Genomic DNA, 26,521 nt, shown 5'->3' on the forward strand with positions numbered 1-26,521 from the left:
TTTGTTTCGGGAGTTCGGGATAAGTTGTTTTCGTCACTATTAAACAACAAATTTTGTAAGCGCAGCGTTTTGATTTGCGAGGTAAGTATCTGATTTATAAACGGCTACTCGTCGTTGGGTTTTGAAGGGGTTAGAAGCCAACCTGAATGAGTAGAATTATCAATTCAGCTAAAATCTGATAAAAATCATTTCCATATATTTACCCAAAGCGTCACAGCTTGGGGATTTCCAGTTCTAATAATCACTGAGCTTTAAACGCAATGATGCCGATAATACCCCACCCCAAAACTAAAAAGTTTTTCCTCCGATGTAATAAACTGACAGTAAAGAAACAATGAAAAAGAAGAGTTGCATTTTTCCTGCGGTTTTCCACTTCCCTTGAAACAAGCAGATGACAATTGAAACAAATACTATTAATTCAACGAATAACTGAATCGGCAAAACAGTGAAACTATAGAGTGCCACAACCGACGCCATATCAGTTCCTTCACATTGAAAGTCAGTCAGAGAACATCCTAAAAGCACAATGGCAATCGGAATAAGGTGGTTAATAGTACCTGCAATGAGTGCTTTGTTCATTTATCAAGTCGTTTTCATCTGTTTACTCTGAGCGTCACAGCGCCAATATCAAAAAGTTTTACCAACATACCAAAATACTAAAAAGGAAAATATGAATAAAATAAGAGGTATTTTTCTTATTTCTCGCCATTTTCCTAATATTGAAAGAACCAGTAGTGCTGCTCCTACAGTTAACTCGACAATAATTTGGAATGGAAAAATAGCCAGGCCATGTAAAGTTAATAGGGATAACATATCATCTCCTTTACATTGGAAATCAGTGATTATGCACCCGAGCAGAAAAAACGAGACAAAAACAATGTGATTGATCGTGCCAATGAGCAAAACTGCATTCATGTCTTAATCCAGTTCTCTGCGATTAAGCTCAAATCGAAAGCTCTCAACATTACAACTGTTCTTTATAACTAAATCTGCCACTTCAGTCGAAACCTCGTAATCGGGAGTAATATACTGACCTGCCCACCTAATATACTTTTTAAAGTAGGTACTACTAATAAGTTCCACCTCTACTCAACCTGAAACTATGGTTTTCCACATAACAGCCACTATCTTGAATGACTTCCATTATTTCAGAGGAAAGAAAGTAGTCAGGTATTACGTATTTTTGGTTATCGACATTAACAGATGCGAAAACCAATACTCCAGGGTCAAAAAGTTCTTCCAGAGTAGAGCCTTCCCGAATAACAATCTTTCCGTCAAAAGTGACATCTTTTGGACGCTCGAACTTTTTGTCGTTTATCAATGCTGGGTCTTTTAAAATATATCCAAGATAGCCTTCATTTAACATTTGCTTCTGAAAATCAGACATTGCTGGCGAAAAGTATGAATAAACCGGAACCTTCCATTGTTTATAGGTTTTATAAAAAAGGTGATCAGTGTTAACCACCATTGGATTAAAGCATTTACTATAGATGGTGGTGTTGGGACACCATTTTAAGAATATGAAAAATAACCAAAGGAAAAATGTACCAGTCAATATTTTCACCGTAATTTTTAGCGGTGAATCGTCTTTATTGAACATCCGTGTCATTGCGTTATCAGGTTTATGCCACATCATATCATTATTGGTTAGAAATATAACCTATAGTGAAATTTTAGACATGTGAATGTTAAATTCCTCAGGCATTGGGGGCATTTACAATGAGTCACTTTCGATAAAACAAAACTGTACTTTTTAGTCCTTGTGCGCAATGGCGTTTACTCTAAAATTAACCGTAGTTTGGATTTTGCAAAGGAATTGCACATGGCATTGGCTGTGGTAAAAACGCGGGCGGTATTGGGAGTGGATGCACCGTTAGTGACGGTTGAAGTGCACCTGTCGAACGGCATGCCGGGTTTTAATATCGTTGGTTTACCGGAGGCTTCTGTCAGAGAGTCTCGTGACCGGGTTAGAAGCGCTTTACTCAATTCCCACTTTGAATTTCCGGGTAAAAAAATCACAGTAAACCTGGCTCCGGCGGATTTACCCAAAGAAGGCGGCCGCTTTGACCTGGCGATTGCCATTGGCATTATTGCGGCGTCTGAGGTCAGTCCCAGTATTTCTATTGAAAATCATGAATTTATCGGTGAATTGGCCTTATCGGGAGAATTGCGGCCGGTGACTGGCATTTTACCTGTGTCGGTGGCGGCCCGAAATGACAGAAATAGCCTGATTTTACCTACTGCCAATCAGGATGAGGCTATGCTGGTTTCAGATGCCAGGGTGTATGGAGCAAAGAGTTTTAAAGAAGTGTTTATGCACCTTTCAGGCACTCAGCGAATCCCTCCGGCTCAGATGAACCATGGTTTTGAAACTGTACCGCAAGTGCCCCAGCTATCGGATATTATCGGACAGCAACAAGCCAAACGGGCGCTCACCATTGCCGCAGCTGGTCGACATAATCTACTGTTTTGTGGCCCGCCCGGTACGGGTAAAACTATGCTGGCCACCCGTCTTTCGGGGCTGTTACCACCGATGTCGGAGCAGGAGTCATTGCAAACCGCCACGGTTAATTCAGTCGCCAATCTGCCGTTTAATGCCAAAAACTGGCGTCTCAGACCGTTTCGCAATCCACACCATACATCTTCCGCTGCGGCTTTAGTGGGTGGTGGTAGTAAACCTGTACCAGGTGAGATCAGCCTGGCTCACAACGGTATTTTGTTTCTGGATGAACTGACCGAATTTCCTCGCAAAGTACTGGATGTGCTTAGAGAGCCGCTGGAGGCGGGTGAAATTACCGTTTCCAGAGCGGCCCAAAAGGCAGTATTCCCGGCGCGTTTTCAGCTGATTGCCGCACTGAATCCCAGTCCGTCTGGCGATGTTAACGATGGCAGACACACACCCGATCAAATCCTGAAGTATCTGAATCGGGTGTCTGGGCCATTTTTAGATCGCATTGACTTACAGGTGGATGTGCCCAGATTGTCGAAACAGGATATGCAGCTGGCGCGCAATCAGGCGTCGGATACCAGCGATGTGGTGCGGGAACAGGTGGTGGAAGCCATGGCGGTGCAATATGAGCGGGCCGGGAAGCTCAACGCTGAGCTTAGCAGTGCTGAAGTCAGACAGTTTTGCGCGTTGCAGGAATCTGACCAGCAATTCCTGGATACGGTTTTGGAAAAACTCAGACTTTCTATCCGCACCCATCAGCGTCTGCTCAAGGTGTCCCGCACCATTGCCGATCTGGCGGGGGAGGAGGATATTCAGCGCCATCATTTGAGCGAAGCGCTGGGTTATCGGGCGTTGGATCGCATCATCGCCAATCTGTTGCGCTGAAATATATAGTGGAACAGCTATTAAATTTGCTCGAAAAACGCTTTGATCACCGGTTCATTCCGGCGTTTTTCAAGGCAGCACAGCCCCAGTCGATACGATTCTATATTATTGATTTCAATGACATTTACTTTATCTGCGATGGTGGAGTAGTGCACCACGATTTCCGGCACAATAGCGATGCCACAACCCAGTGCCACCATACTCAAAATGGCCTCGTTGCCGCCAACACTGGCATAAACTTTGGGTCGTATACCCTGTTCGCTCAGCCAATGATGCACAATGCGCTTCGACGGACCACTGTCCGGTAAAATCATCTGTTCGTCGGTCCAAACCAGGTCGGATATTTTGCGCGCCGGATGCTTTTTGGGGGTGATCATCACCAGAGGTACCTGATCCAGGTGTTGAAAATAAAGCTCTTGCGGAAAGTTGGGGGTGTGAATGGCAATAGCCAGATCTGAACTTTGCTCCATAACCCGTTGCACCGATTCTCCTGGATTGCCAGTGGCCAGTTTGATTTCAACTCTGGGGTGACTATCGCGAAAGCCCTCCAGCAAGGGGGGCAGGTGGCTGATACTGGCCGTCACTGTACAAAACAGACTAAGTTCGCCCTGCAATGCTTGCATCTGTTCGTTGATATCGCCCTGCAAAGTTTGCCATTGACGAGTGATTTCCTCGGCAAAAACTAAGAATCGCTGACCCGCCGGGGTGAGTTTTGCGGTTCTGTTGTCTCGCACCAGGAGACCTGAACCCACTTCATCTTCCAGCCGCTGGATCACTCGGGATAGTGTGGAAGGACTGATATACATGGCTTCAGCGGTTTTCCCAAAGTGCAGGGACTGCGCCAGATGTTTAAATATTTGCAGTGACCGGAAGTCCATTGCTTACCTGTGTTGCAAAAAGTGAAACGTGGTGTTGCGAATATATCATTTTTCACAACGACTAAAAAGTCGTATTGTTGTTCCCGGATTAATCGTCACAGATTATTAAGAGTTATGGGAAATTATTTTAATTCATTGCCTTTGCGTAAGCAGTTAGACCAGTTAGGTCGTTGTCGTTTCATGAGCCGTTCTGAATTTGCAGATGGTTGTGATTTTATGAAAGGTAAAAAAATCGTCATCGTAGGTTGTGGTGCTCAGGGTCTGAATCAGGGCCTGAATATGAGAGATTCCGGCCTGGATGTGAGTTATGCATTACGTCAATCAGCGATTGACGAAAAGCGTGCATCTTATCAAAGAGCCACTGAGAACGGCTTTACGGTAGGTAACTACCAGGAGCTTATTCCTCAGGCTGATTTGGTTTACAACCTGACGCCGGATAAGCAACACGCCAGCGTAGTTGAAGCGGTTATGCCGTTGATGAAAGAAGGTGCCGCATTAGGCTATTCACACGGTTTTAATATCGTTGAAGAAGGCCAGCAGATCCGTCCTGATATCACGGTTGTGATGTGCGCACCTAAGTGCCCAGGTACAGAAGTTCGTGAGGAATACAAACGTGGTTTTGGTGTGCCGACATTGATCGCGGTTCACCCTGAGAATGACCCCAAAGGTGAAGGTTGGGATATCGTTAAAGCCCTGGCCTCTGCTACGGGTGGCGATCGCGCCGGTGTATTGGAGTCTTCTTTTGTCGCAGAAGTTAAATCCGACCTGATGGGTGAACAAACTATCTTGTGTGGTATGCAACAAACAGCTGCGATTTTGGCTTATGACAAAATGGTAGCCGAAGGCATCGATGCCGGTTATGCCGGAGCGCTGGTTCAGTATGGTCTTGAGGCTATCACTGAAGCACTGAAAATTGGCGGTGTTACCAATATGCTGGACCGTTTGTCGAATGCCGACAAATTGAAAGCGGTAGCTTTGTCCGATGAACTAAACAACTTGTTGCGTCCTTTGTTTGAAAAACACATGGACGACATCATGTGCGGCGAGTTTTCCAAAACCATGATGGAAGACTGGGCCAATGGTGATGCCAACTTATTGAAATGGCGTGAAGAAACAAACTCTACCGGGTTTGAGCAGGCACCAAAATACGATGGCACCATCAATGAGCAAGAATTTTTTGATAACGGCATCTTTATGGTTGCCATGATCAAAACGGGTGTAGAACTGGCCTTCGACGTAATGGTTGAAGCGGGAATTTTGCCAGAGTCTGCATACTACGAGTCTCTGCATGAGACACCGTTGATTGCAAACACCATCGCCCGTAAGCGTTTATACGAAATGAATGTGGTTATTTCGGATACTGCAGAGTATGGAAACTATCTGTTTGCGAATGTAGCTGTACCACTTCTGAGAGAGAAGTTGATGCCCGAAATCGGAACTGACCTGATCGGTAAAGGCTCAGGTGCATCCAACAGCGTTGATAACAAAGCATTAGTTCAGGCGAACCATGCATTGCGTAATCACCCTGTTGAAACTATTGGTACAGACTTACGCGGTTACATGACTGACATGAAAACAATTGTGGCAGCCAGTAACTAAGTTCCCAAACAGATTTGTCTCCCACGTTGACAATTTCTGTCGTTAGGTGCTTAAAAAGCCCTGTTAGCCCGGTGAATTTCGCCGGGCTTTTTTTCTTCTGCTCCAGTCATTTTATTGGCTGACAAATCAACGGGTTAATCTCTTACATTAAGTGTAATTTTTCAGTCTTTGTTTCTGCTGGTGGGACAGGTATTCTGTTGAAAATTTTTCACCTGACGGAAAAAACACAAGGAAGCATTCATGAAAAAGATCCTGCTACCCCTGATACTATTTTTTGTATCTACCAGTTACGCCGAGCAAGATAAAGCCGCATTAGTTGATGCGGTGCTGAAACAATCCAGCATTGAAATCTCCATAATGAATATGCCTGCACAGCTGTCTCAGATGCCCGCAATGTTGCCAATTGATCCGCAGCAAAAACAGGTATTTATGGATGATGTGGTGAACACTATTCTGCGTGACTTTAACGAAGTGGAAGTATTGAACTCGGTAAAGCAATACTTTGTACAGCATGGTGATACTGAAAAGTTGAATGCGGCTCTGGCCTGGTTGAGCAGCCCGGAAGGTCGCGAAATTACTCAGGTTGAAATCCTGGCTCAGCAGGTGGATCCATTGGCGATGCAACAGTACATCATGGCTTTTACCCCTGAAGCCCTGGGAGAGCACAAGTTTGCGATTTATAGTGACATGGTTAAAGCCTCTGAAATGAGCGAAATGATGTTCAAAATGATGGAAAAATTTATGCCAGCCATAATGAAGGGCATAGTGGAACTGGATAAAGCCTCAGGCCAGAACCGCATCACAGATGCTTCTGAGTTTGAACAGAACTTCCGCAATCAAATGTCCCTGATGCGAGATCAGTTAGGGCCTATGCTGGAAATGCAAATGGTTGCCTCTTTTAGCTATATGTTTCGCGATGCTTCCGATTCCTCGTTAGTCGCTTACAACCAGTTTCTGTCCTCTGATGCAGGTAAACACTACCTGAACCTGAGCATTGATTCAGTAATGGAGTACGGTGTTGACTGGATGGAAGATGTGATGACCGGATTGGCAAAAGTGGTGGTTGCTGAGAGTATCAGTGAGTAGGTAAGCAATGCCGATTATTGGACCGGTTTTTGAGTACTTAATAAGTGATTAAAAACTGGCAAGGCATACTTTTCCTCGAATTTTCGTCAGCCTGCTATGCTCTTTAGTGTGAAAAAACATGTGAGCTGACTGAATATCTGATTTTGTTGCTCTATTAAAAAAGCCTGATTTAAGGAGTACTACTTTGGATCTAACCTCAAAATCGGATGCGGAAATACATCAAATTGCAGAACCCATTTATCGTGAACTTGTTGAGGGTTCAAATACCAGAAATTGGGATCTATTCACCAAATACGCTCCGGACGAACTCAAAACGCCGGAGCTTAAAAGGGATGTAGAAGAGCAATGGAAGAACGTCCCTTTTTTAACTTCTTTGAGTGACCAAAAAGAGTTGTTGGGTATTCTTCGCAGAGGAGAAACCATTCATGTACTGTGGAAGCAGTGGAGTCTCAACGATGATATGCAATACCTCGGTGTCTTAATTTTGCAAAATCAAGTTTCTCCAATCAGAGTAAATGGCTTTTTTTTCAAATAAGGGACATTTACTTGCAGGCTAAACCAATTTCAACTCCATAAATTGTGCAGTCCCTGCAGCTTCGTCTAGTTGATACAGTTTAAAACCAAATTTATTGTACGCCTGAATGGCTGCTTTGTTATTGGATAACACTTCCAGCGTGACTTTGCAGCAGTCGTCTTTTTTGGCCTTTTCTGCAACCGCAGATAGTAAATGCTTACTTAATCCTTGTCCTCTGAATTCGCTGTGCACCACAAAATCATGGATATTGACAAGTGGCTTACAGGCGAATGTGGAAAAGCCGGTAAAGCAGTTGCACATGGCTGCGGGTTTGTCTTTTATATAAATGATAAAAGAGAACGCACCCGGGGTTTGTGCTAAGGATTTAGCCAGATTTTGCTGAACAAATTCGCTCAGTGGTTCGCCGCCACCCATAGGATCCTGAGCGTAATGATTGAGCATAGCAATTAAATCGCTGGCCTGATGAGGGTTGTTATAATCTACTTCGATAAGGTTAATCGTCATGTCTGAGTTCCTGGAATATTCCTGTTGTAGTCGCTGATATTCTTGGTTTTAAGGCGAATTTGCCCTGTTGGGCAGCTAATTTCGGTAATTCGCATTTTTTACTTGTTCAATTAAATTTTTGGTGCTAGTTTTAATCTTGTTCACACCTGAACATCCTTGTTACTCACGATTTCTATCCGAGAATAAACATAATAATTGACCCAGACAACAGCAAACACGCCAGAGGCGTATCACATCAATTATAAAGATCCTTCCATATGAACCTGACTGAACTGAAAAAGAAACCCATCAATGAACTTGTCTCTTTAGCTGAAGAGATGGGCATTGAGAACATGGCCCGTGCCCGTAAGCAAGACATTATCTTTGCAATCCTCAAAACTCACGCGAAAAGCGGTGAAGATATTTTTGGCGACGGCGTCCTTGAAATTTTACAAGATGGTTTTGGCTTTCTGCGCTCGGCTGATTCATCTTATTTGGCCGGACCGGATGATATATATGTATCCCCGAGCCAAATCAGGCGTTTTAATCTTCGCACTGGTGATACCATTTCGGGTAAAATCAGACCGCCAAAGGATAGTGAGCGCTACTTTGCACTGTTGAAGATCAATCAGGTTAACTTTGATAAGCCTGAAAACTCCAGAAACAAAATTTTATTCGAAAACCTGACGCCGCTGCATGCTGAGCAACGCCTGAGAATGGAGCGAGGCAACGGTAGTACCGAAGACATTACTGCGCGAGTGTTAGATCTTGCTTCTCCTATCGGTAATGGTCAGCGTGGTCTGATTGTGGCTCCGCCAAAAGCCGGTAAAACATTGTTATTACAAAATATCGCCCAGTCAATTGCTGCCAATCACCCGGATTGCCAGTTAATGGTATTGCTGATCGATGAACGTCCGGAAGAAGTAACCGAAATGCAGCGCTTGGTACAGGGTGAAGTGGTTGCCTCTACCTTTGATGAGCCAGCCAGCCGTCACGTACAGGTGGCTGAAATGGTAATTGAAAAAGCCAAGCGCCTGGTAGAGCACAAGAAAGACGTGGTTATTCTGCTGGATTCAATTACTCGTCTGGCACGTGCCTACAACACGGTTATTCCGAGCTCAGGTAAGGTACTGACCGGTGGTGTTGATGCTAACGCGCTACACAAGCCTAAGCGTTTCTTTGGTGCGGCTCGAAATGTGGAAGAGGGTGGTAGCCTGACTATCATCGCAACTGCATTGATTGATACCGGCTCTAAGATGGATGAAGTTATCTACGAAGAGTTTAAAGGTACCGGTAACATGGAATTGCACCTGAACCGTAAGATTGCAGAAAAGCGCGTGTTCCCGGCTATCGACTTCAACCGCTCTGGTACTCGTCGTGAAGAGTTGCTGACTTCACAGGATGAGCTACAGAAAATGTGGATCCTGAGAAAAATCGTGCACGAAATGTCAGAAATTGATGCGATGGAATTCCTCATTGGCAAACTGTCTATGACCAAAACCAATGACGAGTTCTTTGATGCCATGAAGCGTCAAAAGAGCTAACAAAAGCCAGAACTAAAAAAGGCGCTCTTGAGCGCCTTTTTTTGTTGGGCTACGAAAAAAGATTAACTAGCTGTTTTATTAATGCGCTCCAGCAACATATCTTCCAGTTCGAAGCGCTCTTCCAGCTTTTCGCCCAACAAGGTCAGGTTTCTGACGAAGTCCTGCATTTCCTGTTCATCACTTAACTCCGCATAGCTGTCGTTGAAGGAAAGTGCAGTGTCGGTAGTGGCCTTGATCTTTTCTGTTACCTCGTTGATCCACTGCTCGTTGTCGGCATTTTGCTGGCACTCATCGAGAATTTTGTCGTACATTTCGAAGTGACCGGTAGAAGCATAATCCATTAGTGTTTCGCAGAATGTTTCGATGTCTTTATAATCAGGAAGCGCATTAGCGCCTCCTTCAAATGGTGGTAAAGCCGCCAGTTTGCAATACTGTACCAGCAGTGTTTTGCGCTCTTCCAGCCAGGTATCAACGAGTTTATGGATGCCACCCCATTTTTCTTGCGCTTGTTCAATTCGGGTTAACATGATTAATGCCTTCTGAGTTATGATTGGTGCTCTGTCAGGGACAACAAATTGTCTAACGGTGCGCACCCATTTGATTCTGATTTCAGTATAACAAAAACTTCAGACTCCAAAAGGTTTGTTTATAAGTCTGCTATAACTGCAGTGGGTGGTAACAAAAAGGAGCAACCTAATTTGATTCAACAAAATCCGGCTTTCCACCATGTATCAGACGCTTACTGGATCGTGGTAAGTAAAGAAAAAATTTTACAATACACAGATCAACCCGGTTTGATCAGGGGCAACTGGCAGTCACTGACTGAATTTCACGCCTGGCAAGATGACGTTATTCAGGTGGGGGAAGTAGATTCAATGCCCTGTTACATGCTGGATCTGGAGTCGCAATCAGTGGGCAATGACGAGCTGGATAGCCTGAGCTTGCGGGCGATGCTGATGCAATTACCCAGCGAATTGTTTTATGTGGTTTCCCGTGCCTGGCAAGTGGCCTTATTTTTGCGAACCCATCGCTTTTGTGGCTGCTGCGGTGGCAAGATGACCCGTGTTGATTGGGAGCTGGCTACTCAGTGCCATACCTGCCAACATCGTTGTTACCCTCGGATTTCGCCCTGCATTATTGTGGCAATTCGCAAAGGCAAACAAATCCTGTTGGCCAAAGGAGCACATCATAAAAACGATTTGTATTCGACGCTTGCTGGTTTTGTGGAAAGTGGTGAAACCCTGGAGCAGGCTGTGCACCGGGAAGTGTTTGAAGAAGTGGGGGTTAAGGTGAAAAATTTGGAGTATTTTTCCAGTCAGCCCTGGCCATTTCCCCATTCACTAATGTGCGGCTTTTTAGCTGAGTATGATTCTGGTGAAATAAAGGTGGATGGTGAAGAAATTATTGCCGCTGACTTTTTTGACTTTGATGCGCTGCCTAATATTCCGCCTAAATTTTCCATTGCGGGCAGGTTGATCTCAGCTACTGAAAAACGCGTAACAAAATAGCCAGGATAATTCTGAACATTTAAAACTCTGGATATTATTATCGGACAAATAAAAAAGCCCTTTCAAGAGAAAGGGCCCTAATTTCTGTTAGCGTCTTGGTCCTGTTTTTCAGGCTTCTTTATTGTTCGGAAGTCGTTAACTGCAATAAGTTATAGCAGATAATTAAAAAGAATGACAAGTTTTTTAGTATAAAAAATTGGCAATTCTACAAAAGTTCTCTTTCTTCGCGGCTTTTTGTGTAAAATAGCGCGGTTTTCAAAAATCTCTCAAACTGCCCATGGCGTAAGGTGTTATGACCCAGCAAAGCAATCCCAATCCCCTGAAGAATGATCGTTATCTTAGAGCCTTGTTAAGAGAGCCTGTTGATGTCACACCAGTATGGATGATGCGCCAGGCTGGTCGTTATTTACCTGAATACAAAGCTACTCGCGCTCAGGCAGGCGATTTTATGTCGCTGTGCAAAAACACCGAATTAGCCTGTGAAGTCACGCTGCAGCCTTTGCGTCGTTTTCCCCTGGATGCTGCTATTTTATTTTCCGATATTTTAACCATTCCCGATGCGATGGGACTGGGTCTGTATTTTGAAACCGGTGAAGGTCCAAAATTTGAACGCCCGCTGAGCAATATGGCTGACATCGAAAAGTTACCTATTCCAGACCCGGAAGCTGAACTTGGTTACGTGATGGATGCCGTCAGAGCGATTCGAAGTGCCCTGCAAGGTAGCGTGCCACTGATCGGTTTCTCCGGTAGCCCCTGGACCCTGGCCACTTACATGGTTGAAGGCGGCTCTACTAAAACCTTCGGCAAGATCAAGAAAATGGCCTTTGCTGATCCGGCAGCGCTGCATTTATTATTGGATAAATTGGCCGATTCGGTTGTGCTGTACCTCAATGCTCAGGTTAAAGCGGGTGCCCAATCCCTGATGGTATTTGATACCTGGGGCGGTGTGTTGTCGCCACAAGCCTATAAAGAATTTTCTTTGCGTTATATGGAAAAGATCGTGGCCGGGTTAATTCGGGAAAACGAAGGCCGTAAAGTACCAGTAACTCTGTTTACTAAAAACGGTGGACAATGGCTGGAAGCGATTGCGGCCACTGGCTGTGATGCGGTTGGCCTGGACTGGACTACAGACATTGCTGATGCGCGTGCTCGGGTTGGCGATAAAGTGGCTATTCAGGGTAATATGGACCCTTGTATGTTACACGCTTCAGCTGAGCGTATTGAAGCCGAAGTCGCTTCAATACTGGCGGGTTATGGTGAGGGCAGCGGTCACGTATTTAATCTGGGACATGGTATTCACCCTGATATTGATCCAGAAAAAGCGGGTGCCTTTATTAATGCCGTTCACAAATTAAGTGGGCAATACCACAAATAAAGCGTGCTCAGTCTACAGGCTCTAACCTTGACCTGATTCAGGCAAAGGTTTGAGCTTTACTCGATTTTCTCGCTGCGTTGGCCCGACACTTCTGCAAAGGCAAATGCAGCACAATGTGAATGAAATAGTTCATAAAATTCAAGCATTAAAGAAACTTTGCGTGATGGATCAAAAATGAACTATCATGTACAAAGTTTCTATATAATTTCTGAAAATGTGTAGGGTAAAGCTAAATGTCCAGCGTACTGTTAGTTGAGGACGACAAGGAAATGAGCAGTCTGGTGGATATATTTCTGTCCGGAAACGGTTTTACTATTACTCCCGTAGATACTGCCAAAGACTGCTTTGTTCAGGTAGCAAAACGCAATTTCGATGTGATTATTCTGGATCTGACCTTGCCGGACGAAGATGGTTTGGTGATCCTGAGAAAACTGGTAAAGCGCACCACTACGCCCATTATGATCATCTCCGGTCGTAAGACTGACGACGATAAGGTGGCTGGTCTTGAGCTTGGCGCTAAAGATTACCTGGGTAAACCCTTTTCTTTAAAAGAGCTTTTATTTAGGGTTAAAAATGTGCTGGGCTTGCCGTTGGTGGAAGATACTCAGGATGAGGATCTGACTTTCCATGATTATGTATTAAGTCAAAAGCGTCGGGCCTTATTTGATGTCGATGGTAATCGCATCGAGCTGACACAGCATGAACTTAAGGTACTGACAACGTTGGCAAGGCGTAGTAATGAAGTGGTGCCCAGAGAGGAAATAGTCGAGCAAGTTTCTGATCTGGATATTCCGGAAAACAACCGCGCTGTAGATATTAGTATCAGTCGCTTGCGCAAAAAGTTGTGTGACAATGAAAAGCCCTTCCGCATCATACAAACTATCCGTGGCGAAGGGTACATGCTGCGCAACTAAGTCACATGCCTGTCAGGCACTGTCCGGCATACCTTTTTCAACCGTGCGGATTAAGCGCAAGGTAAGTCGACCGGTATTTTCATCTGATATTTTGGCTTGTTTTAGCAGTTGCTCATCAATTGCCCATTCAATATGGCGTTTGACCATCTCGGAAGCTTCACTGAGTTTTTGGCGCAATGACTGCAAAATCGTTTCGCTGTATTGCGCATTACCCAGGGCAATACTGATGTTGCGTTGCCAGGCTTGATAGCCAATACGCCGGATTGCTGAGCCTTGCATGTTATCCAGAAATGTTTGTTCATCCCATTTAAACAACGACAGCAAAGTGGCCTGAGTCAGCTTGTGGCGAACCTCAAAGTCCGGCTCCTTGCTTAACTGTGCGTAGCGATTCCAGGGGCAAATTAACTGGCAGTCATCGCAGCCATATATGCGGTTACCCATTGCCCGGCGAAACTCTTCAGGAATATCGCCTTTGTTTTCGATAGTCAGATAACTGATACAGCGCCTGCCATCCACAATGTAAGGTGCGACTATGGCTTTGGTGGGGCAAACGGTAATGCAGGCCACACAGTTACCGCACTGATCTTGTGCGGGGGGATCGGTGGGTAAGGGCAAATTGATAAAAAGTTCTCCCAGAAAAAATAGCGAGCCGGCATGACTGTTTAGAGTCAGACTGTGTTTTCCAGTCCAGCCTATGCCGGCTTTTTCTGCCAGTGCATGCTCCAATACCGGTGCCGAATCCACAAATGGACGCCATTGCGCTGACGGCACTTGCTCAGAAATTTTCTCGCCCAGCTTTTTCAAACGATTGCGCATCACCTTGTGATAGTCTCTGCCAGTGGCATAACGGCTGATATAGGCTCGCTGATCATCTTTTAGGTTTTTGGTAAATTGCGCGTTTTCCGGTAAGTAGGCCATACAGACGCTGATGACTCGTAAGGTGCCCGGAACCAATTTGTCAGGGGCCAGGCGCTTATCGGTATTTTCGGTTATCCAGTGCATATCGCCGTAATAACCATTGTCTAACCAATCCTGTAACGCTATTTTATGATCTTCCAGGTTAATATCAGCAATACCTACTTGCTGGAAGCCAAGTTCCTGGCCCCAGGTTTTGATTTTTTTACTGAGTTCAGCGTAACTATCGTCGGGAAGGGCAGACATTGAAAACCTTTAAAAACCTATTTCAACGAGAGAGTTTAACACACAATATTTATACCGCAGATCAGGTTCGTCTGGTGGAGCCACGGGCAGCAGAGTTAGCTGGAATTAGCCTTTATCAGTTGATGGAAAATGCCGGGGCCGCGGTTTTCAAATTGTTACTCACTCAATATCAAGATGCCCGTAAGTTAATTGTGTTGGCCGGACATGGCAATAATGGTGGCGATGCTTATGTGGTAGCTCGTCTGGCGCTGGAAGCGGGTCTGGCGTGTGAGGTTTGTGAGTTGGGCAATCCGCAAAAGTTGTCTGCGGATGCCAGTTTGGCCCGCAATAAGTGGTTGGCGCGAAAAGGCGTTACACGTGATGCCCAAAATCTGGACTTTAATCAGTATGATTTGTGCATCGACGGTATGCTGGGAACAGGCATTAAAGGCGCGGTAAAAGCCCCCTATGCAGAAGTCATTTCGCGCCTGAATGACAGTGTTATTCAGGTGCTCAGTATTGATATTCCCTCCGGTATGAATGCCGATACCGGTTATGCCGCTGGTGTTGCGGTGCAGGCGGATGATACCTGTACCTTCGTAGGGATTAAAAGCGGTTTAAAAACCGGTGAAGGCAAACAATATTGTGGCAGATTACACTTTTTTGATCTGGGGATTGGTCAGGAGTTTCAGCGTATTGCCGTTCAGGTGGGTAAAATTATCGACTTTCAGATGTTGCCGCCTCTGCCCAAAAGGCAAATTAATACTCATAAAGGCGCGATGGGAAAATTACTTTGTATTGGCGGCAATGAAAGCTATGCCGGGGCCATTCGCTTAACAGCTGAAGCTGCACTGCGCACCGGAGCCGGGCTGGTGAAAGTGTTTTGCCATCCGGGCTCCCGTTCTACTATTAATGGCACTCGTCCGGAAATTATGGTGGAAACCCGCACCGAACAATTATCTGAAACCCTCTCCTGGGCTAGTGCCATTGCCATTGGTCCTGGTCTTGGCAAAGACTTGTGGTCGGTAACTTTGCTGGAAGCCACCTTGCAACATTGCCTGCAATTTCACAAACACCTGGTGATTGATGCCGATGCCTTAAACCTGATTGCAGAACATTATCGCCTGGCGATCCCCAAGAATCTGGCTATTATCACCCCCCATTCAGCAGAAGCCGCTCGATTGTTGAAATCGTCAGTGAATGCCGTTGAATCCGACCGCTATCAGTCGGTATCAACTCTGACCCAACAATTTGAAGCGGTAGCAGTACTAAAAGGCGCAGGCAGCCTGATCGCCTCGCAGGAAAATACCTGGGTATGCAACAACGGCAACCCTGGCATGGCAACTGGAGGCATGGGGGACGTGCTAACTGGTATATTGGGGGCATTACTGGCGCAGGGCATGAGTAACCGGCTTAGCGCACTCTATGGGGTTTGTTTACACAGCCGTGCTGCTGATTTAGTTGCTCAGGAATATGGTCAGATAGGCTTGTTAGCCAGCGATTTGTTCCCATATATACGCCGACTCATCAATTCTGAACAACGCGACTGAACCGGAGCGGTTTAACATGAAGCAAACGATTCTGAGTAATTCGGAACAAGAAACCGAACAACTGGCACAAAGTCTGGCGGATTTTTGCCTGCAAAATCCAGGCGCCTGGACCATTCACCTGCACGGCGATTTGGGAGCCGGAAAAACTTGTTTTAGTCGCGGTTTCATTACTGGCCTTGGGCATACCGGCAGTGTTAAAAGTCCCACTTATACTCTGGTGGAACCCTATGATTTAGAGAGCTTTAAAGTGTTTCACTTTGATCTCTATCGACTGGCGGACCCGGAAGAACTGGAATTCATGGGAATTCGCGATTATCAACAACAGGACACCATCAACCTGATTGAATGGCCGGAAAAGGGCGCTGGATTGTTGCCGAAACCGGATCTGGAGATAACTATTGAGTTTACCGACCAAGGGCGTAGTATAGAGCTACTAGGAAAGTCTCCCCAGGCAAGGGAACTGATACAACAATTAAAATAATATGTATCAATGAAGATATTGTTGCGCTACTGCCTGCTGGTTTTTTTGTGCTATCCGGTTAGCGGAGGCCTGTTCTCGTCTGAAGTTTATGCCAGCAACAATGCAATCAACAGTGTTCGTATCTGGCCGTCCCCCACCAATACCCGAGTTGTACTGGATTTGCAGCAACAACCCAAATACAGCTGGTTTACCTTACAAAATCCGAATCGACTGGTCATTGATCTGGCTGATACCAAAGGCGATTTGGACTTTGCAAAAATCACTAACAACAGTGAGTTGGTGAAAAAAATTCGCTACAGCCGGCCAAAATCCAGTGGTGATGTACGCATTGTATTGGAGCTGGACAAAAAGGTCACTCCGCAGATTTTCTCTTTGCAACCAACCGCACCCTATGGCAATCGCTTGGTAGTGGACCTGCCCGATGATCGCGACACGCAACGAGGCATTATTGAACAGCCGATAAACAAGCGCCATCAGGATATTATTATTGCAATTGATGCCGGACATGGTGGTGAAGATCCAGGCTCCATAGGTCGTGGTGGCACCTATGAGAAAAATGTGACCTTGAAAGTGGCGCGGGAGCTGGCAAGACTGGTGGATGCTGAGCCGGGTATGCGCTCTGTATTGATCAGAACCGGCGATTATTATCTGACTCCCAATCGTCGGCCTGAAATCGCACGGGAAAAGAAAGCCGATTTGTTTGTATCTGTGCACGCTGATGCCTTTACGCAACCTCAACCCAATGGTTCATCGGTATGGGTACTGTCAACTGGCCGGGCCAACAGTGAATTAGGTCGCTGGCTGGAAAATACCGAGCAACACTCTGAGCTATTAGGCGGTGCTGCTGAGGTGATCCAGGATACTAACAACGAGCGCTATTTAACCCAGGCGCTGCTGGATATGTCTATGGATCATTCCATTGCCACCAGTTACGACGTTAGCCGCAATATATTGTCTGAACTTAGAGGCATGATGAAACTGCACAAGAAAACCCCGCAGGCTGCCAGTCTGGCGGTGTTAACCTCTCCGGATATTCCTTCGGTGCTGGTGGAAGTGGGGTTTATTTCCAATCCCAAAGAAGAAAAGAATTTAAACTGGCGCAAGCATCAACAAAACCTGGCTCGGTCAATTTTTAAAGGGATTAAATCTCATTTTTTAAACAGTCCACCAGATGGTACCTTGTGGGCCAAACAGAGACCCAAAAATCGCACCCATCGCGTCGAACGAGGAGATTCCCTCAGTGAGTTGGCGGTGCGTTATAATGTCAGTGTAAACAATTTAAAAAAGGCCAATAATCTGAGAACCGATATTGTCAGAATTGGCCAGGTTTTAAATATTCCACAAAGTTAAAAACGAGTCGAAAGTCCCTTGCCGATAAAAGTGTTACCCGCCAGGTTGGCCAATCAGATTGCCGCCGGAGAAGTGGTTGAACGTCCCGCTTCTGTATTAAAAGAGCTGCTGGAAAACAGTATAGATTCAGGTGCCACACAAATAACTATTGATGTGGAAAAAGGCGGACATAAAAAGATTAAAGTGACGGATAACGGCTCCGGCATCGACAAAGATGAATTAATGCTGGCACTGAGTCGACATGCCACCAGTAAAGTAGCTGAGCTGGAAGATTTAGAACACATTGCAACCCTGGGGTTTCGCGGTGAGGCATTAGCCAGTATCAGTTCGGTTTCACGACTGACTTTAACCTCTCGCACAGAACAACAATCCGAAGCCTGGCAGGCGCGCAGTGAAGGCCGCGATATGCAGGTCATCGTTGAACCAGCAGCACACCCCAAAGGCACCAGTGTGGAAGTGTTAGATTTGTTTTTTAACACCCCGGCCAGACGCAAGTTCCTGCGCACCGAAAAAACCGAGTTTAACCATATTGAAACCCTGTTCACCCGCATCGCGCTGAGTCGCTTCGATGTCGGGATGAAATTGCTGCACAACGGTAAGCTGGTGAAGTCCTTACCTGCAATTACCGCTGAGGATGAGCAAATTAAACGCATCCAGCAAATAGTGGGCAACAGCGTCAGCCAGGATTTTTTGTATCTGGATAGCCAGTATCAACAGTTTCGGCTGGTAGGGTGGGTATCTAAGCCCGGTGCCTTTCGTTCCGTGAATGACACCCAGTACGTGTTTGTAAATAATCGCATGATGCGCGATAAACTGATTCTTCACGCTATCCGACAGGCTTTTGAGGGGCAGTTACCGCCTGATAAATTCCCATTTTTTGTGCTGTACCTGACTTTGCCGCATCATGAAGTTGATGTGAATGTACACCCGGCAAAACACGAAGTGCGTTTTCACCAGGCGCGTTTGGTACATGATTTTATCTATTCAGCGGTCAGCGATGCTATGAACGCAGATGATTTGCAGCTTGCCAGGCCCACAGCGCCCGAGCCAGACAATGAGCTTACCCAGCCTGCGGCGCCTTCAGCATTGACCTCACAGCCCTCAGCACGCCGGCACAATTATCAGTCTGACAGCGATTATATCAAGCCGCTGCAGAACACCTCTTCTCGGTCCAGCGGCTATCAGGGCAGTTACAGCAGCAATAGCGGTGCTGCAATCAATGAAGCTGCGAGTAATTATTCGCAACTCATGCATCCGTCATCTTCTCATACCGCGCCTGAAGAACAAGGCACTCTGAGTACAGCAAAACAAGGAGCTACCGGGTTTGAAGTGCCGGGTTGCGGCTGGCTGGTGCGCAAAGAAGAGCAAGTGTATTTTGTACCTGAGAAAAAAGTGATTAGCGATTATTTGCAAAGCCGCTACCTGAAAGACGAGCCTGTCTCCCAACCATTATTATTGCCGGTTTCTGTTGAGAAGAACCAACAGCTTGATGTCAGTGCCCTTTGTGAGTGCGCTGCAAAATTGGGTATGCAGCTCGAACCCTATCAAAATAAGCTAATCTTAAAGCAGGTGCCGGTGGGAGCCAGAAAGCAACGTTGGCAAGATATCATGTTGGCGATAACCGCCACCGAACAATGTAGCCTGGACACTTTGTTAGACTGTCTGGTGCGTTATTGGCAATTAGATGAACAAATGAACAAACAAGCTTTGTTTGAGCTGTGGATGAAGCAACAATCTGCGGAAATATTTACAGAGCAGGGTATGGTTCCTGTTCCTTTACACACATGGTTACAAGAATTTAATGGCAACTGATTCACAGGCACTCCCCAAAGCTATCTTTCTGATGGGGCCCACGGCGTCGGGCAAAACAGACCTGGCGATTGCACTGGTGCAAAGCGGCATGTGTGACATTATCAGTGTTGATTCCGCGTTAATTTATAAGGGCATGGACATAGGCACAGCAAAGCCTACGCTCCAGGAGCAGCAATTAGCACCGCACAGATTAATTGATATTCTGGACCCGGCTGAGTCTTATTCCGTGGCTCAGTTTCGCCAGGATGCCCTGCGGGAAATGCAGCAAATCACTGAACAGGGGCGTATTCCATTGCTGGTGGGCGGTACCATGATGTATTACAAAGCCCTTACTGACGGTATTTCTAATTTGCCCGAGTCTGATGCCGCTGTGCGTCAGCAAATCAGCGAAGAAGTAGAAAGCAAAGGCTGGCAGGCGCTACACGACGAATTACAGGCGATTGATGCCGTATCTGCGGCCCGTATTCATCCCAATGATCCGCAGCGCTTAATGCGCGCCATTGAAGTGTATCGATTAACGGGAAAATCTATGACGGAATTGACGGCAACACGGTCGTCATCTATACCCTATAATATACTTCAGTTGGGGATCGCTCCCGAAGACCGGAGTGTGTTACATCAACGCATCCAACAACGCTTTGATATTATGTTGAAAAACGGCTTTCAAAGTGAAGTGGAAGCGCTTATGCAGCGCAAGGATTTGCATCTGGATTTGCCTTCTATGCGCTGTGTTGGTTATCGTCAAATGTGGTTATATCTTGTAGGAAAGTATGATTTTGACGAAATGCGATACCGTGGTATTGTCGCAACAAGGCAGTTGGCCAAGCGCCAATTAACCTGGCTAAGAGGTTGGTCAGAGTTGCATTGGTTGGATACTTTTGCCAATAATAACGTTAACCGGGTCAAAGACTTATTCTCTAAGTTGTAACTTGAATTTGCTGTGGTAAGACCCCAATATCAGGAGTGTATACAGTCCAGGTAAATCCTGTATACTGTATTTGACTTGCCCTTCAGACGGGCAGCACACACAACCAGAACAACAAAAAAGATAAGAAGAACAAGAGGCTGAAAATGGCTAAGGGACAATCACTACAAGACCCGTTTTTGAACGCTTTGCGTCGCGAACGTGTTCCCGTGTCGATATATCTTGTAAATGGCATTAAGCTGCAAGGACAAATTGAGTCCTTCGATCAATTCGTCATTTTGTTAAAAAATACAGTAAGCCAGATGGTTTACAAGCACGCAATTTCCACAGTCGTACCGGCCAGAGCGATTCCAATGGTTGCTAACGATCACGGAGATGGAGATAATATTCAGTCTGAATAATTAACTAATCAAGGAAATGAAGCTTGTTTGACCGTTATGAAGCTGGTGAACAGGCTGTATTAGTACATATTTACTTCTCCGATGAACAAAGCAAAGAAGATTTGCAAGAATTGCAAATGCTGGTGTCATCGGCAGGTGTCAATGCAGTTGATATAGTCACGGGGTCTCGTCAGAACCCGACCCCAAAATATTTTGTTGGTAGCGGCAAAGCGGAAGAAATCGCTAATGCCGTGCGTGCTAATGATGCTGACGTGGTGATCTTTAATCACAGTCTTTCCCCTTCTCAGGAACGCAATCTGGAGCAACTCTGTAAGTGCAGGGTGCTGGACCGCACCAGTCTGATCCTGGATATCTTTGCGCAAAGGGCCAGAACTCACGAAGGTAAATTACAGGTTGAGCTTGCTCAGCTTAAACACATCTCCACCCGATTGGTTCGTGGCTGGACTCACCTTGAGCGCCAAAAAGGCGGGATAGGCTTGCGTGGACCGGGGGAAACTCAGTTAGAAACCGACCGACGGCTGTTGCGGGAACGCATAAAAAGCATCATGAAGCGGCTGGCCAAGGTGCAAAAACAGCGGGAGCAAGGCCGACGTTCCCGGGAGCGGGCTGAATTACCTACGGTGTCTTTGGTGGGTTACACCAACGCCGGGAAATCTACTTTATTTAACACCATTACTGAATCCGGGGTGTATGCAGCAGATCAATTGTTCGCTACATTGGATCCCACGCTTCGAAAAATCCAGTTACAAGATGTGGGTGCGGCAATTCTTGCAGATACGGTAGGCTTTATTCGTCATTTACCGCATGATCTGGTGGCCGCATTTAAAGCCACTCTTCAGGAAACTCAGTCAGCGGATTTACTGTTGCACGTTGTCGATTATTCCGATGAACGTTTCAGAGAAAATACTGATCAGGTAAACGCTGTATTGAACGAAATTGACGCCAGTGACGTACCACAGCTATTGATTTGCAACAAAATCGACCGAATGGAAGGTATGCAGCCCCGAATTGACCGCGATGATGAAGGTCGTCCGACGCGGGTTTGGTTGTCGGCACAGCAAGGTATAGGGATTGATTTATTGCTAAATGCCCTCACTGAGTGTTTATCTGAAAAGATGGTGCAGTATCGGCTTCGGGTGCCGCCAGCATTAGGGCGCTTAAAAGGCACTTTATATGCGATGAATTGTATTTCAGCCGAAGAATACGGCGACGATGGCGACTGGCTGGTGGATATCAGAATGCCAGCAAAAGACTGGCATCGCTTAGTTAAACGCTTCGATGCGGATTTAAATGCCATCATCGAACATTGAGGTTACATTGGATCAGTACTGGTAGTTTTTTGGATCTTCCAGTAACTTACTTATCCAAATCACTAATTTTGATTAATTGTGGAGAACGACATGGCCTGGAATGAGCCGGGTGGGAACAATAATGATCCCTGGAAGAATCGTAAAAACAACGACCAGGGCCCACCAGATTTAGACGATATCTTTAAGAATATATTTAAAAAATTTGGTGGTTCTAAAGGAGGCTCCGGCAATGGACCTTCATTTGGAAAAGGCCTGAGCGGTCTGGGTGCTGGTGTTATTATTGGTGTGCTGGTGGCTATCTGGGTAGTCAGTGGTTTTTACACCGTAAAAGAAGCGGAACGGGGCGTAGTATTGCGCTTTGGTCAGTTCCATTCGCTGGTAGAGCCGGGTCTGCAATGGCGTCCTACTTTTATCGACAATGTTGTTCCGGTAGACGTGCAAACCATTCGTTATTTACCTGCTTCTGGTTTCATCTTAACTGAAGATGAAAACGTAGTAAGAGTTGAAATGGAAGTGCAGTATCGGGTTGTTGAGCCTTATCAGTATACGTTCGCGGTCACTGATCCTGACGAGAGTTTATTACAAGCGTTAGATGCGTCGCTGCGCTACGTGGTGGGTCACTCCAGAATGGATGACGTACTAACCAGTGGTCGTGAAGTGGTGCGTCAACAAGTTTGGCAAGAACTGGAAAGTGTTATCAGTCCTTATCAAATGGGCATCGCTGTTACCGACGTTAACTTTAAAGACGCCAGACCTCCAGAAGAAGTTAAGGCTGCCTTTGATGATGCGATTGCCGCACAGGAAGATGAGCAGCGCTTTATTCGTGAAGCCGAAGCTTATGCCCGGGAAATCGAACCCCGCGCCCGTGGTCAGGTACGCAGAATGGAAGAAGAAGCACAGGCTTATAAAGAGCGTGTCATTCTGGAATCTCGTGGTGAAGTGGCACGCTTTGAAGAGCTGTTACCTCAATATACAGCTGCACCAGAAGTGACCCGTCAGCGTTTATACTTAGAAACCATGGAGCAGGTATATAGTAATACCAGCAAGATTGTGGTGGATACACAGGGTGGCGGCAATATGATGTATTTGCCACTGGATAAAATCCTGGAAAGACAGCAAAGCAATCAAACGCCGGCTAGCCGCAGTACCATTGAAGGTCTGAGAGAAAACAATAATGCTTCTGGCAGTTCCACCAATACGGCTCCGAGTTCGTCTCGTGGCGATCGCTTTCGTTCAGGGAGAGGTGAATAAATGAAAAATTTAGCTCTGATAGTTACCGTTATTGTTGCTTTTTTAGGCTTTAATTCGCTGTTTGTGGTTCAGGAAGGTACACGTGGCATCGTGATCCAGTTTGGTAAAGTCAAACGGGATACCGATAGCAACGAAACTACGGTTTTTGCACCGGGCTTACATTTTAAGGTGCCTTTCTTTGACCGAGTCAAAATTCTTGATGCCAGGGTTCAGACACTGGATGACTCGCCAGGCCGTTTTGTTACTTCTGAGAAAAAAGATCTGATTGTTGATTTGTATGTAAAATGGCGTATCAATGATTTTGCCAAGTACTACCTTGCCACACGAGGCGGTATTAAAGAGCAAGCTGAAGCGCTGTTAAAGCAGAAAGTGAACAACGGTCTGCGTACCGAGTTTGGTACCCGCACTATTTCTCAGATTGTGTCCGGTGAGCGCTCTGAATTGATGGACGAGGCGCTAAAGCAATCCTCGCAAAGCTCAGATGAGTTGGGTATTGAGATTGTTGATGTGCGGGTTAAACAAATTAACCTGCCGCTGGAAGTCAGTAACTCCATCTTTGATCGAATGCGCGCAGAACGTACGGCGGTAGCAAAAGAACACCGCTCTCAAGGTCAGGAGCAAGCAGAAATCATTCGTGCTGATATCGATCGCAGAGTGACGGTAATGCTGGCTGATGCTGAGCGTAACGCCAGACAGCTGCGCGGTGAAGGTGACGCAACTGCCGCGAAGATTTATGCCGACACATACAACAAGAATCCGGAGTTTTACGCTTTCTTAAGAAGTATGGATGCCTATCGCGCCAGCTTTAACAGTAAGCAAGACGTATTGGTAGTACAGCCTAACAACGATTTCTTCAAATACATGAAAGCTCAAAATTAGTTGTTAAGTCCTATCGCTGTAAATTAAAAAACCCGCTGAACGGCGGGTTTTTTGTTTGCCCAGCGAAGCTGGCAAACCCGTCAGGTTGAAAGAAACCTGAATCACCCCGACTGAGGGGAAGATAATCCAAATGGCAAGGGCGTTGCTGGCTAACGGCAAGGTCTGAAGGAAGCCATAGGAAGTCAGAGGTACACAACGAAAGTGAACCTGATTCGGCAAAGCAGGAGGGTAAGCGTGCAAAATAGCGTGAAGCCCGATACTCAGTCAGTTCTGTTTTGTGCTTGAGGGTGGGATCTCTGACAGGGAGCCAGTGCAGTAACTGGGGAAGCCTGACACCGTCTCTGGTGAAGAGCCAGAATCATCTGTACGAGGGGAGACTCAAGGCAGGTGTTGGTGCGAGGTGGCAGATGAATCCGTAGTAGTGAGTAAGGCCCGGCCTGTGAAACCCAGTAATGGTGTGGAGGATAAAACCGAGCTGACCATTAGCATAGTGTCTGATGGGACACTGACTGGCCAAAAGCTTATCAGTGTTGCGAAGGGAGGAAGCATACTTCAAGTCTGTGATGAACAGATGTTTTTTTTTAGTGGTACACGAGTCGGTTAGCTATCGAAGTCTTCCTGTCTGGTTTGTGGTGGAAACCGCAGACTGGAACATGAAACTGTACACGGGAGTAATGTTGTGCACGTTAAGTAGATTGCCATTGTGCCAGCACGCTTTACGACAACATGAAATATACCAACGCAAAGAAAGGATATCCGTCCCCACACAGCACACAACCTGAGGAGGCAAGGTGAGAGTTTATTACAGTTTGTATGGGCAACTGCTTAATAAAGAGCGCCTGTACAAAGGATTCAAAAAGGTAAAGAAAGCGAAAGGCGCGGCCGGAACAGATGGGCAGAGCCTGAGCGACTTCGCCTTAAATCTGAGTGATAATCTTGACCAACTTGTCTGTGAACTCAAAACCAGAAAGTACAGTCCACAACCTGTCAGGCGGAAAGAAATACCGAAAGACGATGGTGGTACACGATTACTGGGGATCCCAGCAGTACGGGACAGAGTAGTCCAGCAGGCCCTGTATGATCTGCTTATGCCGCTCTTTGATGCGCAATTCCATCCATCAAGCTTTGGATACAGACCGCATCGAAGTTGTCACGATGCCATTAATAAAGCCACGATGTTCATCCGTCGCTACGGACTGGAGCATGTTGTGGATATGGACCTGTCGAAGTGCTTTGATAAGCTCGATCATGAGATTATCCTTGAAAGTATCCGAAAGCGAGTCACAGATGGCAGCGTACTGTTACTGATAAATCAGTTCCTGAAAAGTGGTGTAATGGTAGATGGTTACTGGCAGCAGAGCGGCTCAGGAAGCCCGCAAGGTGGTGTGATAAGCCCACTGATAGCGAATATCTATCTGGATGCGTTTGATCAGGAGATGAGGAAGCGAGGGCACCGAATAGTGCGCTATGCCGATGATATTCTGATCTTCTGCCGAAGTCGTTCTGGAGCAGAAAATGCACAGAAACAGGCGACGAAGCTACTGGAGAAAGGGCTGAAACTGACAGTTAACCAGGCGAAATCTCACATTGCTCATAGCGATGAGGGAGTGAAATTTCTGGGTGTTGAAATTGGGCGTCAATACACCCGTATACAACCTCAGAAACTCGCAGCGTTTAAAAAGAAGTTGAAGCAGATGACGAAACGCAATGGTGGCAAACCGCTGTGTGCAGTTATCAAAGAGTTGAACCCTGTTTTAAGAGGGTTTAGCCAGTACTTCAGGATTGCCAATAGCAACAGGGAATTTTCTAAGATAGCGAGATGGTTGAGGCGCAGGCTTCGCAGTATCCAATTGAAATTATGGAAGAAACCAGCGAAGCTGCATCGAAGACTGAAGCAGCTTGGTTATAAACCGCCGTTCAGGTTTATCCAAATGAACAGTTGGAGAAATGCTCATAGCCCTCTGGCCAGTTATGCGATGCCAAATCAATGGTTCAACGACCTTGGTCTGGTCAATTTTGAGCTAATTAGGACGGGGTATGTGTTCAGCGCTTATGCTGAATGGAAGTATGCATGAGCCGTATACGAGGTCCGTACGTACGGTTCTGTGAGAGGGATGAGGCGGTGACGCCTCACCCTACTTGATGTTATTGATAACGCAGCATTCA

25 protein-coding genes are annotated in these 26,521 nt (G+C 46.1%); 18 read left to right on the plus strand and 7 right to left on the minus strand.

Annotation, left to right across the window (positions count from 1 at the left end; translation table 11 throughout):
- Positions 1-288 precede the first annotated feature (288 nt).
- The 3 genes from ACXAD8_RS16335 to ACXAD8_RS16345 form a co-directional block, all read right to left on the minus strand.
- On the minus strand, positions 289-579 hold the full coding sequence (locus ACXAD8_RS16335; protein ID WP_475230875.1) for a hypothetical protein: 291 nt from the start codon (positions 577-579) through the stop codon (positions 289-291).
- Positions 580-627: 48 nt separating this feature from the next.
- Positions 628-813: a hypothetical protein gene (locus ACXAD8_RS16340; protein WP_475230877.1), complete on the minus strand. Its 186-nt coding sequence runs from the start codon at positions 811-813 to the stop codon at positions 628-630.
- A 256-nt stretch (positions 814-1,069) separates the two neighbouring features.
- Positions 1,070-1,636: a hypothetical protein gene (locus tag ACXAD8_RS16345; protein ID WP_475230879.1), complete on the minus strand. Its 567-nt coding sequence runs from the start codon at positions 1,634-1,636 to the stop codon at positions 1,070-1,072.
- A 186-nt stretch (positions 1,637-1,822) separates the two neighbouring features.
- Here ACXAD8_RS16345 and ACXAD8_RS16350 point away from each other — a divergent pair, with 186 nt between their 5' ends.
- On the plus strand, positions 1,823-3,334 hold the full coding sequence (locus tag ACXAD8_RS16350; RefSeq protein WP_475230881.1) for a YifB family Mg chelatase-like AAA ATPase: 1,512 nt from the start codon (positions 1,823-1,825) through the stop codon (positions 3,332-3,334).
- A 20-nt stretch (positions 3,335-3,354) separates the two neighbouring features.
- Here ACXAD8_RS16350 and ilvY read toward each other — a convergent pair whose 3' ends face one another.
- Positions 3,355-4,212 carry an HTH-type transcriptional activator IlvY gene (gene ilvY, locus ACXAD8_RS16355; RefSeq protein WP_475230883.1) on the minus strand — a complete coding sequence of 286 codons (858 nt, stop codon included), beginning with the start codon at positions 4,210-4,212 and terminating at the stop codon, positions 3,355-3,357.
- Between the two features lie 114 nt (positions 4,213-4,326).
- On the opposite strand from ilvY, the gene ilvC reads away from it, so the two are divergent.
- From ilvC to ACXAD8_RS16370, 3 genes are all read left to right on the plus strand, one after another.
- A complete protein-coding gene (gene ilvC / locus ACXAD8_RS16360) occupies positions 4,327-5,811 on the plus strand; it encodes a ketol-acid reductoisomerase (protein ID WP_475230885.1) in 1,485 nt (494 codons plus the stop codon).
- Between the two features lie 240 nt (positions 5,812-6,051).
- The gene (locus tag ACXAD8_RS16365) at positions 6,052-6,897 is read left to right on the plus strand and encodes a hypothetical protein (RefSeq protein ID WP_475230887.1); all 846 of its coding nucleotides are present in this window, start codon (positions 6,052-6,054) and stop codon (positions 6,895-6,897) included.
- Positions 6,898-7,081: 184 nt separating this feature from the next.
- Positions 7,082-7,432, plus strand: a complete 351-nt coding sequence (locus ACXAD8_RS16370; RefSeq protein ID WP_475230889.1) for a hypothetical protein — start codon at positions 7,082-7,084, stop codon at positions 7,430-7,432.
- A gap of 18 nt (positions 7,433-7,450) precedes the next feature.
- On the opposite strand, the gene ACXAD8_RS16375 is transcribed toward ACXAD8_RS16370, so the two are convergent.
- The gene (locus ACXAD8_RS16375) at positions 7,451-7,936 is read right to left on the minus strand and encodes a GNAT family N-acetyltransferase (RefSeq protein ID WP_475230891.1); all 486 of its coding nucleotides are present in this window, start codon (positions 7,934-7,936) and stop codon (positions 7,451-7,453) included.
- 257 nt (positions 7,937-8,193) lie between these two features.
- Between ACXAD8_RS16375 and rho the strand changes: the two genes are divergently transcribed.
- Complete coding sequence (gene rho, locus ACXAD8_RS16380) at positions 8,194-9,459, plus strand: transcription termination factor Rho (RefSeq protein ID WP_473020834.1); 1,266 nt, start codon at positions 8,194-8,196, stop codon at positions 9,457-9,459.
- A 62-nt stretch (positions 9,460-9,521) separates the two neighbouring features.
- Here the strand turns inward: rho and rsd are convergent, their stop codons facing one another.
- Positions 9,522-9,986, minus strand: a complete 465-nt coding sequence (rsd, locus tag ACXAD8_RS16385; protein ID WP_475230893.1) for a sigma D regulator — start codon at positions 9,984-9,986, stop codon at positions 9,522-9,524.
- 171 nt (positions 9,987-10,157) lie between these two features.
- Here rsd and nudC point away from each other — a divergent pair, with 171 nt between their 5' ends.
- From nudC to ACXAD8_RS16400, 3 genes are all read left to right on the plus strand, one after another.
- Positions 10,158-10,967, plus strand: a complete 810-nt coding sequence (gene nudC / locus ACXAD8_RS16390; protein WP_475230895.1) for an NAD(+) diphosphatase — start codon at positions 10,158-10,160, stop codon at positions 10,965-10,967.
- A gap of 292 nt (positions 10,968-11,259) precedes the next feature.
- Entirely contained in the window at positions 11,260-12,342 is a 1,083-nt protein-coding gene (gene hemE / locus ACXAD8_RS16395) for a uroporphyrinogen decarboxylase (RefSeq protein WP_475230897.1), read from the plus strand.
- Between the two features lie 233 nt (positions 12,343-12,575).
- Positions 12,576-13,256: a response regulator transcription factor gene (locus tag ACXAD8_RS16400; RefSeq protein WP_475230899.1), complete on the plus strand. Its 681-nt coding sequence runs from the start codon at positions 12,576-12,578 to the stop codon at positions 13,254-13,256.
- Between the two features lie 12 nt (positions 13,257-13,268).
- Here ACXAD8_RS16400 and queG read toward each other — a convergent pair whose 3' ends face one another.
- Positions 13,269-14,417 carry a tRNA epoxyqueuosine(34) reductase QueG gene (gene queG, locus ACXAD8_RS16405; RefSeq protein WP_475230901.1) on the minus strand — a complete coding sequence of 383 codons (1,149 nt, stop codon included), beginning with the start codon at positions 14,415-14,417 and terminating at the stop codon, positions 13,269-13,271.
- On the opposite strand from queG, the gene ACXAD8_RS16410 reads away from it, so the two are divergent.
- The 10 genes from ACXAD8_RS16410 (at position 14,417) to ltrA (ending at position 26,430) form a co-directional block, all read left to right on the plus strand.
- A complete protein-coding gene (locus ACXAD8_RS16410) occupies positions 14,417-15,946 on the plus strand; it encodes an NAD(P)H-hydrate dehydratase (RefSeq protein WP_475230903.1) in 1,530 nt (509 codons plus the stop codon). The two genes, queG and ACXAD8_RS16410, sit on opposite strands and share 1 nt — an antisense overlap.
- A gap of 16 nt (positions 15,947-15,962) precedes the next feature.
- Positions 15,963-16,427, plus strand: a complete 465-nt coding sequence (gene tsaE / locus ACXAD8_RS16415) for a tRNA (adenosine(37)-N6)-threonylcarbamoyltransferase complex ATPase subunit type 1 TsaE (protein WP_475230905.1) — start codon at positions 15,963-15,965, stop codon at positions 16,425-16,427.
- A gap of 9 nt (positions 16,428-16,436) precedes the next feature.
- Positions 16,437-17,777 carry an N-acetylmuramoyl-L-alanine amidase gene (locus ACXAD8_RS16420; protein WP_475230907.1) on the plus strand — a complete coding sequence of 447 codons (1,341 nt, stop codon included), beginning with the start codon at positions 16,437-16,439 and terminating at the stop codon, positions 17,775-17,777.
- Between the two features lie 18 nt (positions 17,778-17,795).
- Positions 17,796-19,589, plus strand: a complete 1,794-nt coding sequence (gene mutL, locus ACXAD8_RS16425) for a DNA mismatch repair endonuclease MutL (protein ID WP_475230909.1) — start codon at positions 17,796-17,798, stop codon at positions 19,587-19,589.
- A complete protein-coding gene (gene miaA / locus ACXAD8_RS16430; RefSeq protein ID WP_475230911.1) occupies positions 19,579-20,517 on the plus strand; it encodes a tRNA (adenosine(37)-N6)-dimethylallyltransferase MiaA in 939 nt (312 codons plus the stop codon). Before mutL ends, miaA begins: the two co-directional genes overlap by 11 nt.
- A 143-nt stretch (positions 20,518-20,660) precedes the next feature.
- Entirely contained in the window at positions 20,661-20,915 is a 255-nt protein-coding gene (hfq, locus tag ACXAD8_RS16435) for an RNA chaperone Hfq (RefSeq protein ID WP_338290468.1), read from the plus strand.
- 23 nt (positions 20,916-20,938) lie between these two features.
- Complete coding sequence (gene hflX, locus ACXAD8_RS16440; RefSeq protein WP_475230913.1) at positions 20,939-22,225, plus strand: ribosome rescue GTPase HflX; 1,287 nt, start codon at positions 20,939-20,941, stop codon at positions 22,223-22,225.
- Positions 22,226-22,315: 90 nt separating this feature from the next.
- A complete protein-coding gene (gene hflK / locus ACXAD8_RS16445) occupies positions 22,316-23,476 on the plus strand; it encodes an FtsH protease activity modulator HflK (protein ID WP_475230915.1) in 1,161 nt (386 codons plus the stop codon).
- Complete coding sequence (hflC, locus tag ACXAD8_RS16450; protein WP_475230917.1) at positions 23,477-24,355, plus strand: protease modulator HflC; 879 nt, start codon at positions 23,477-23,479, stop codon at positions 24,353-24,355.
- Between the two features lie 791 nt (positions 24,356-25,146).
- Positions 25,147-26,430 carry a group II intron reverse transcriptase/maturase gene (gene ltrA, locus ACXAD8_RS16455; RefSeq protein WP_475225500.1) on the plus strand — a complete coding sequence of 428 codons (1,284 nt, stop codon included), beginning with the start codon at positions 25,147-25,149 and terminating at the stop codon, positions 26,428-26,430.
- Positions 26,431-26,521 lie beyond the last annotated feature (91 nt).

The sequence above is a fragment of the Planctobacterium sp. AWH2_060 genome, from assembly GCF_056158425.1.

Coding starts and splice junctions, on each gene's coding strand:
- rsd (WP_475230893.1), bottom strand. CDS start 9,986: ATGTTAACCCGAATTGAACAAGCGCAAGAAAAATGGGGTGGCATCCAT.
- tsaE (WP_475230905.1), top strand. CDS start 15,963: ATGAAGCAAACGATTCTGAGTAATTCGGAACAAGAAACCGAACAACTG.
- rho (WP_473020834.1), top strand. CDS start 8,194: ATGAACCTGACTGAACTGAAAAAGAAACCCATCAATGAACTTGTCTCT.
- queG (WP_475230901.1), bottom strand. CDS start 14,417: ATGTCTGCCCTTCCCGACGATAGTTACGCTGAACTCAGTAAAAAAATC.
- ACXAD8_RS16400 (WP_475230899.1), top strand. CDS start 12,576: ATGTCCAGCGTACTGTTAGTTGAGGACGACAAGGAAATGAGCAGTCTG.
- ilvY (WP_475230883.1), bottom strand. CDS start 4,212: ATGGACTTCCGGTCACTGCAAATATTTAAACATCTGGCGCAGTCCCTG.
- ACXAD8_RS16350 (WP_475230881.1), top strand. CDS start 1,823: ATGGCATTGGCTGTGGTAAAAACGCGGGCGGTATTGGGAGTGGATGCA.
- ACXAD8_RS16345 (WP_475230879.1), bottom strand. CDS start 1,636: ATGATGTGGCATAAACCTGATAACGCAATGACACGGATGTTCAATAAA.
- ACXAD8_RS16375 (WP_475230891.1), bottom strand. CDS start 7,936: ATGACGATTAACCTTATCGAAGTAGATTATAACAACCCTCATCAGGCC.
- ACXAD8_RS16420 (WP_475230907.1), top strand. CDS start 16,437: ATGAAGATATTGTTGCGCTACTGCCTGCTGGTTTTTTTGTGCTATCCG.
- ilvC (WP_475230885.1), top strand. CDS start 4,327: ATGGGAAATTATTTTAATTCATTGCCTTTGCGTAAGCAGTTAGACCAG.
- hflC (WP_475230917.1), top strand. CDS start 23,477: ATGAAAAATTTAGCTCTGATAGTTACCGTTATTGTTGCTTTTTTAGGC.
- hemE (WP_475230897.1), top strand. CDS start 11,260: ATGACCCAGCAAAGCAATCCCAATCCCCTGAAGAATGATCGTTATCTT.
- ACXAD8_RS16340 (WP_475230877.1), bottom strand. CDS start 813: ATGTTATCCCTATTAACTTTACATGGCCTGGCTATTTTTCCATTCCAA.
- hfq (WP_338290468.1), top strand. CDS start 20,661: ATGGCTAAGGGACAATCACTACAAGACCCGTTTTTGAACGCTTTGCGT.
- hflK (WP_475230915.1), top strand. CDS start 22,316: ATGGCCTGGAATGAGCCGGGTGGGAACAATAATGATCCCTGGAAGAAT.
- miaA (WP_475230911.1), top strand. CDS start 19,579: ATGGCAACTGATTCACAGGCACTCCCCAAAGCTATCTTTCTGATGGGG.
- ACXAD8_RS16365 (WP_475230887.1), top strand. CDS start 6,052: ATGAAAAAGATCCTGCTACCCCTGATACTATTTTTTGTATCTACCAGT.
- ACXAD8_RS16335 (WP_475230875.1), bottom strand. CDS start 579: ATGAACAAAGCACTCATTGCAGGTACTATTAACCACCTTATTCCGATT.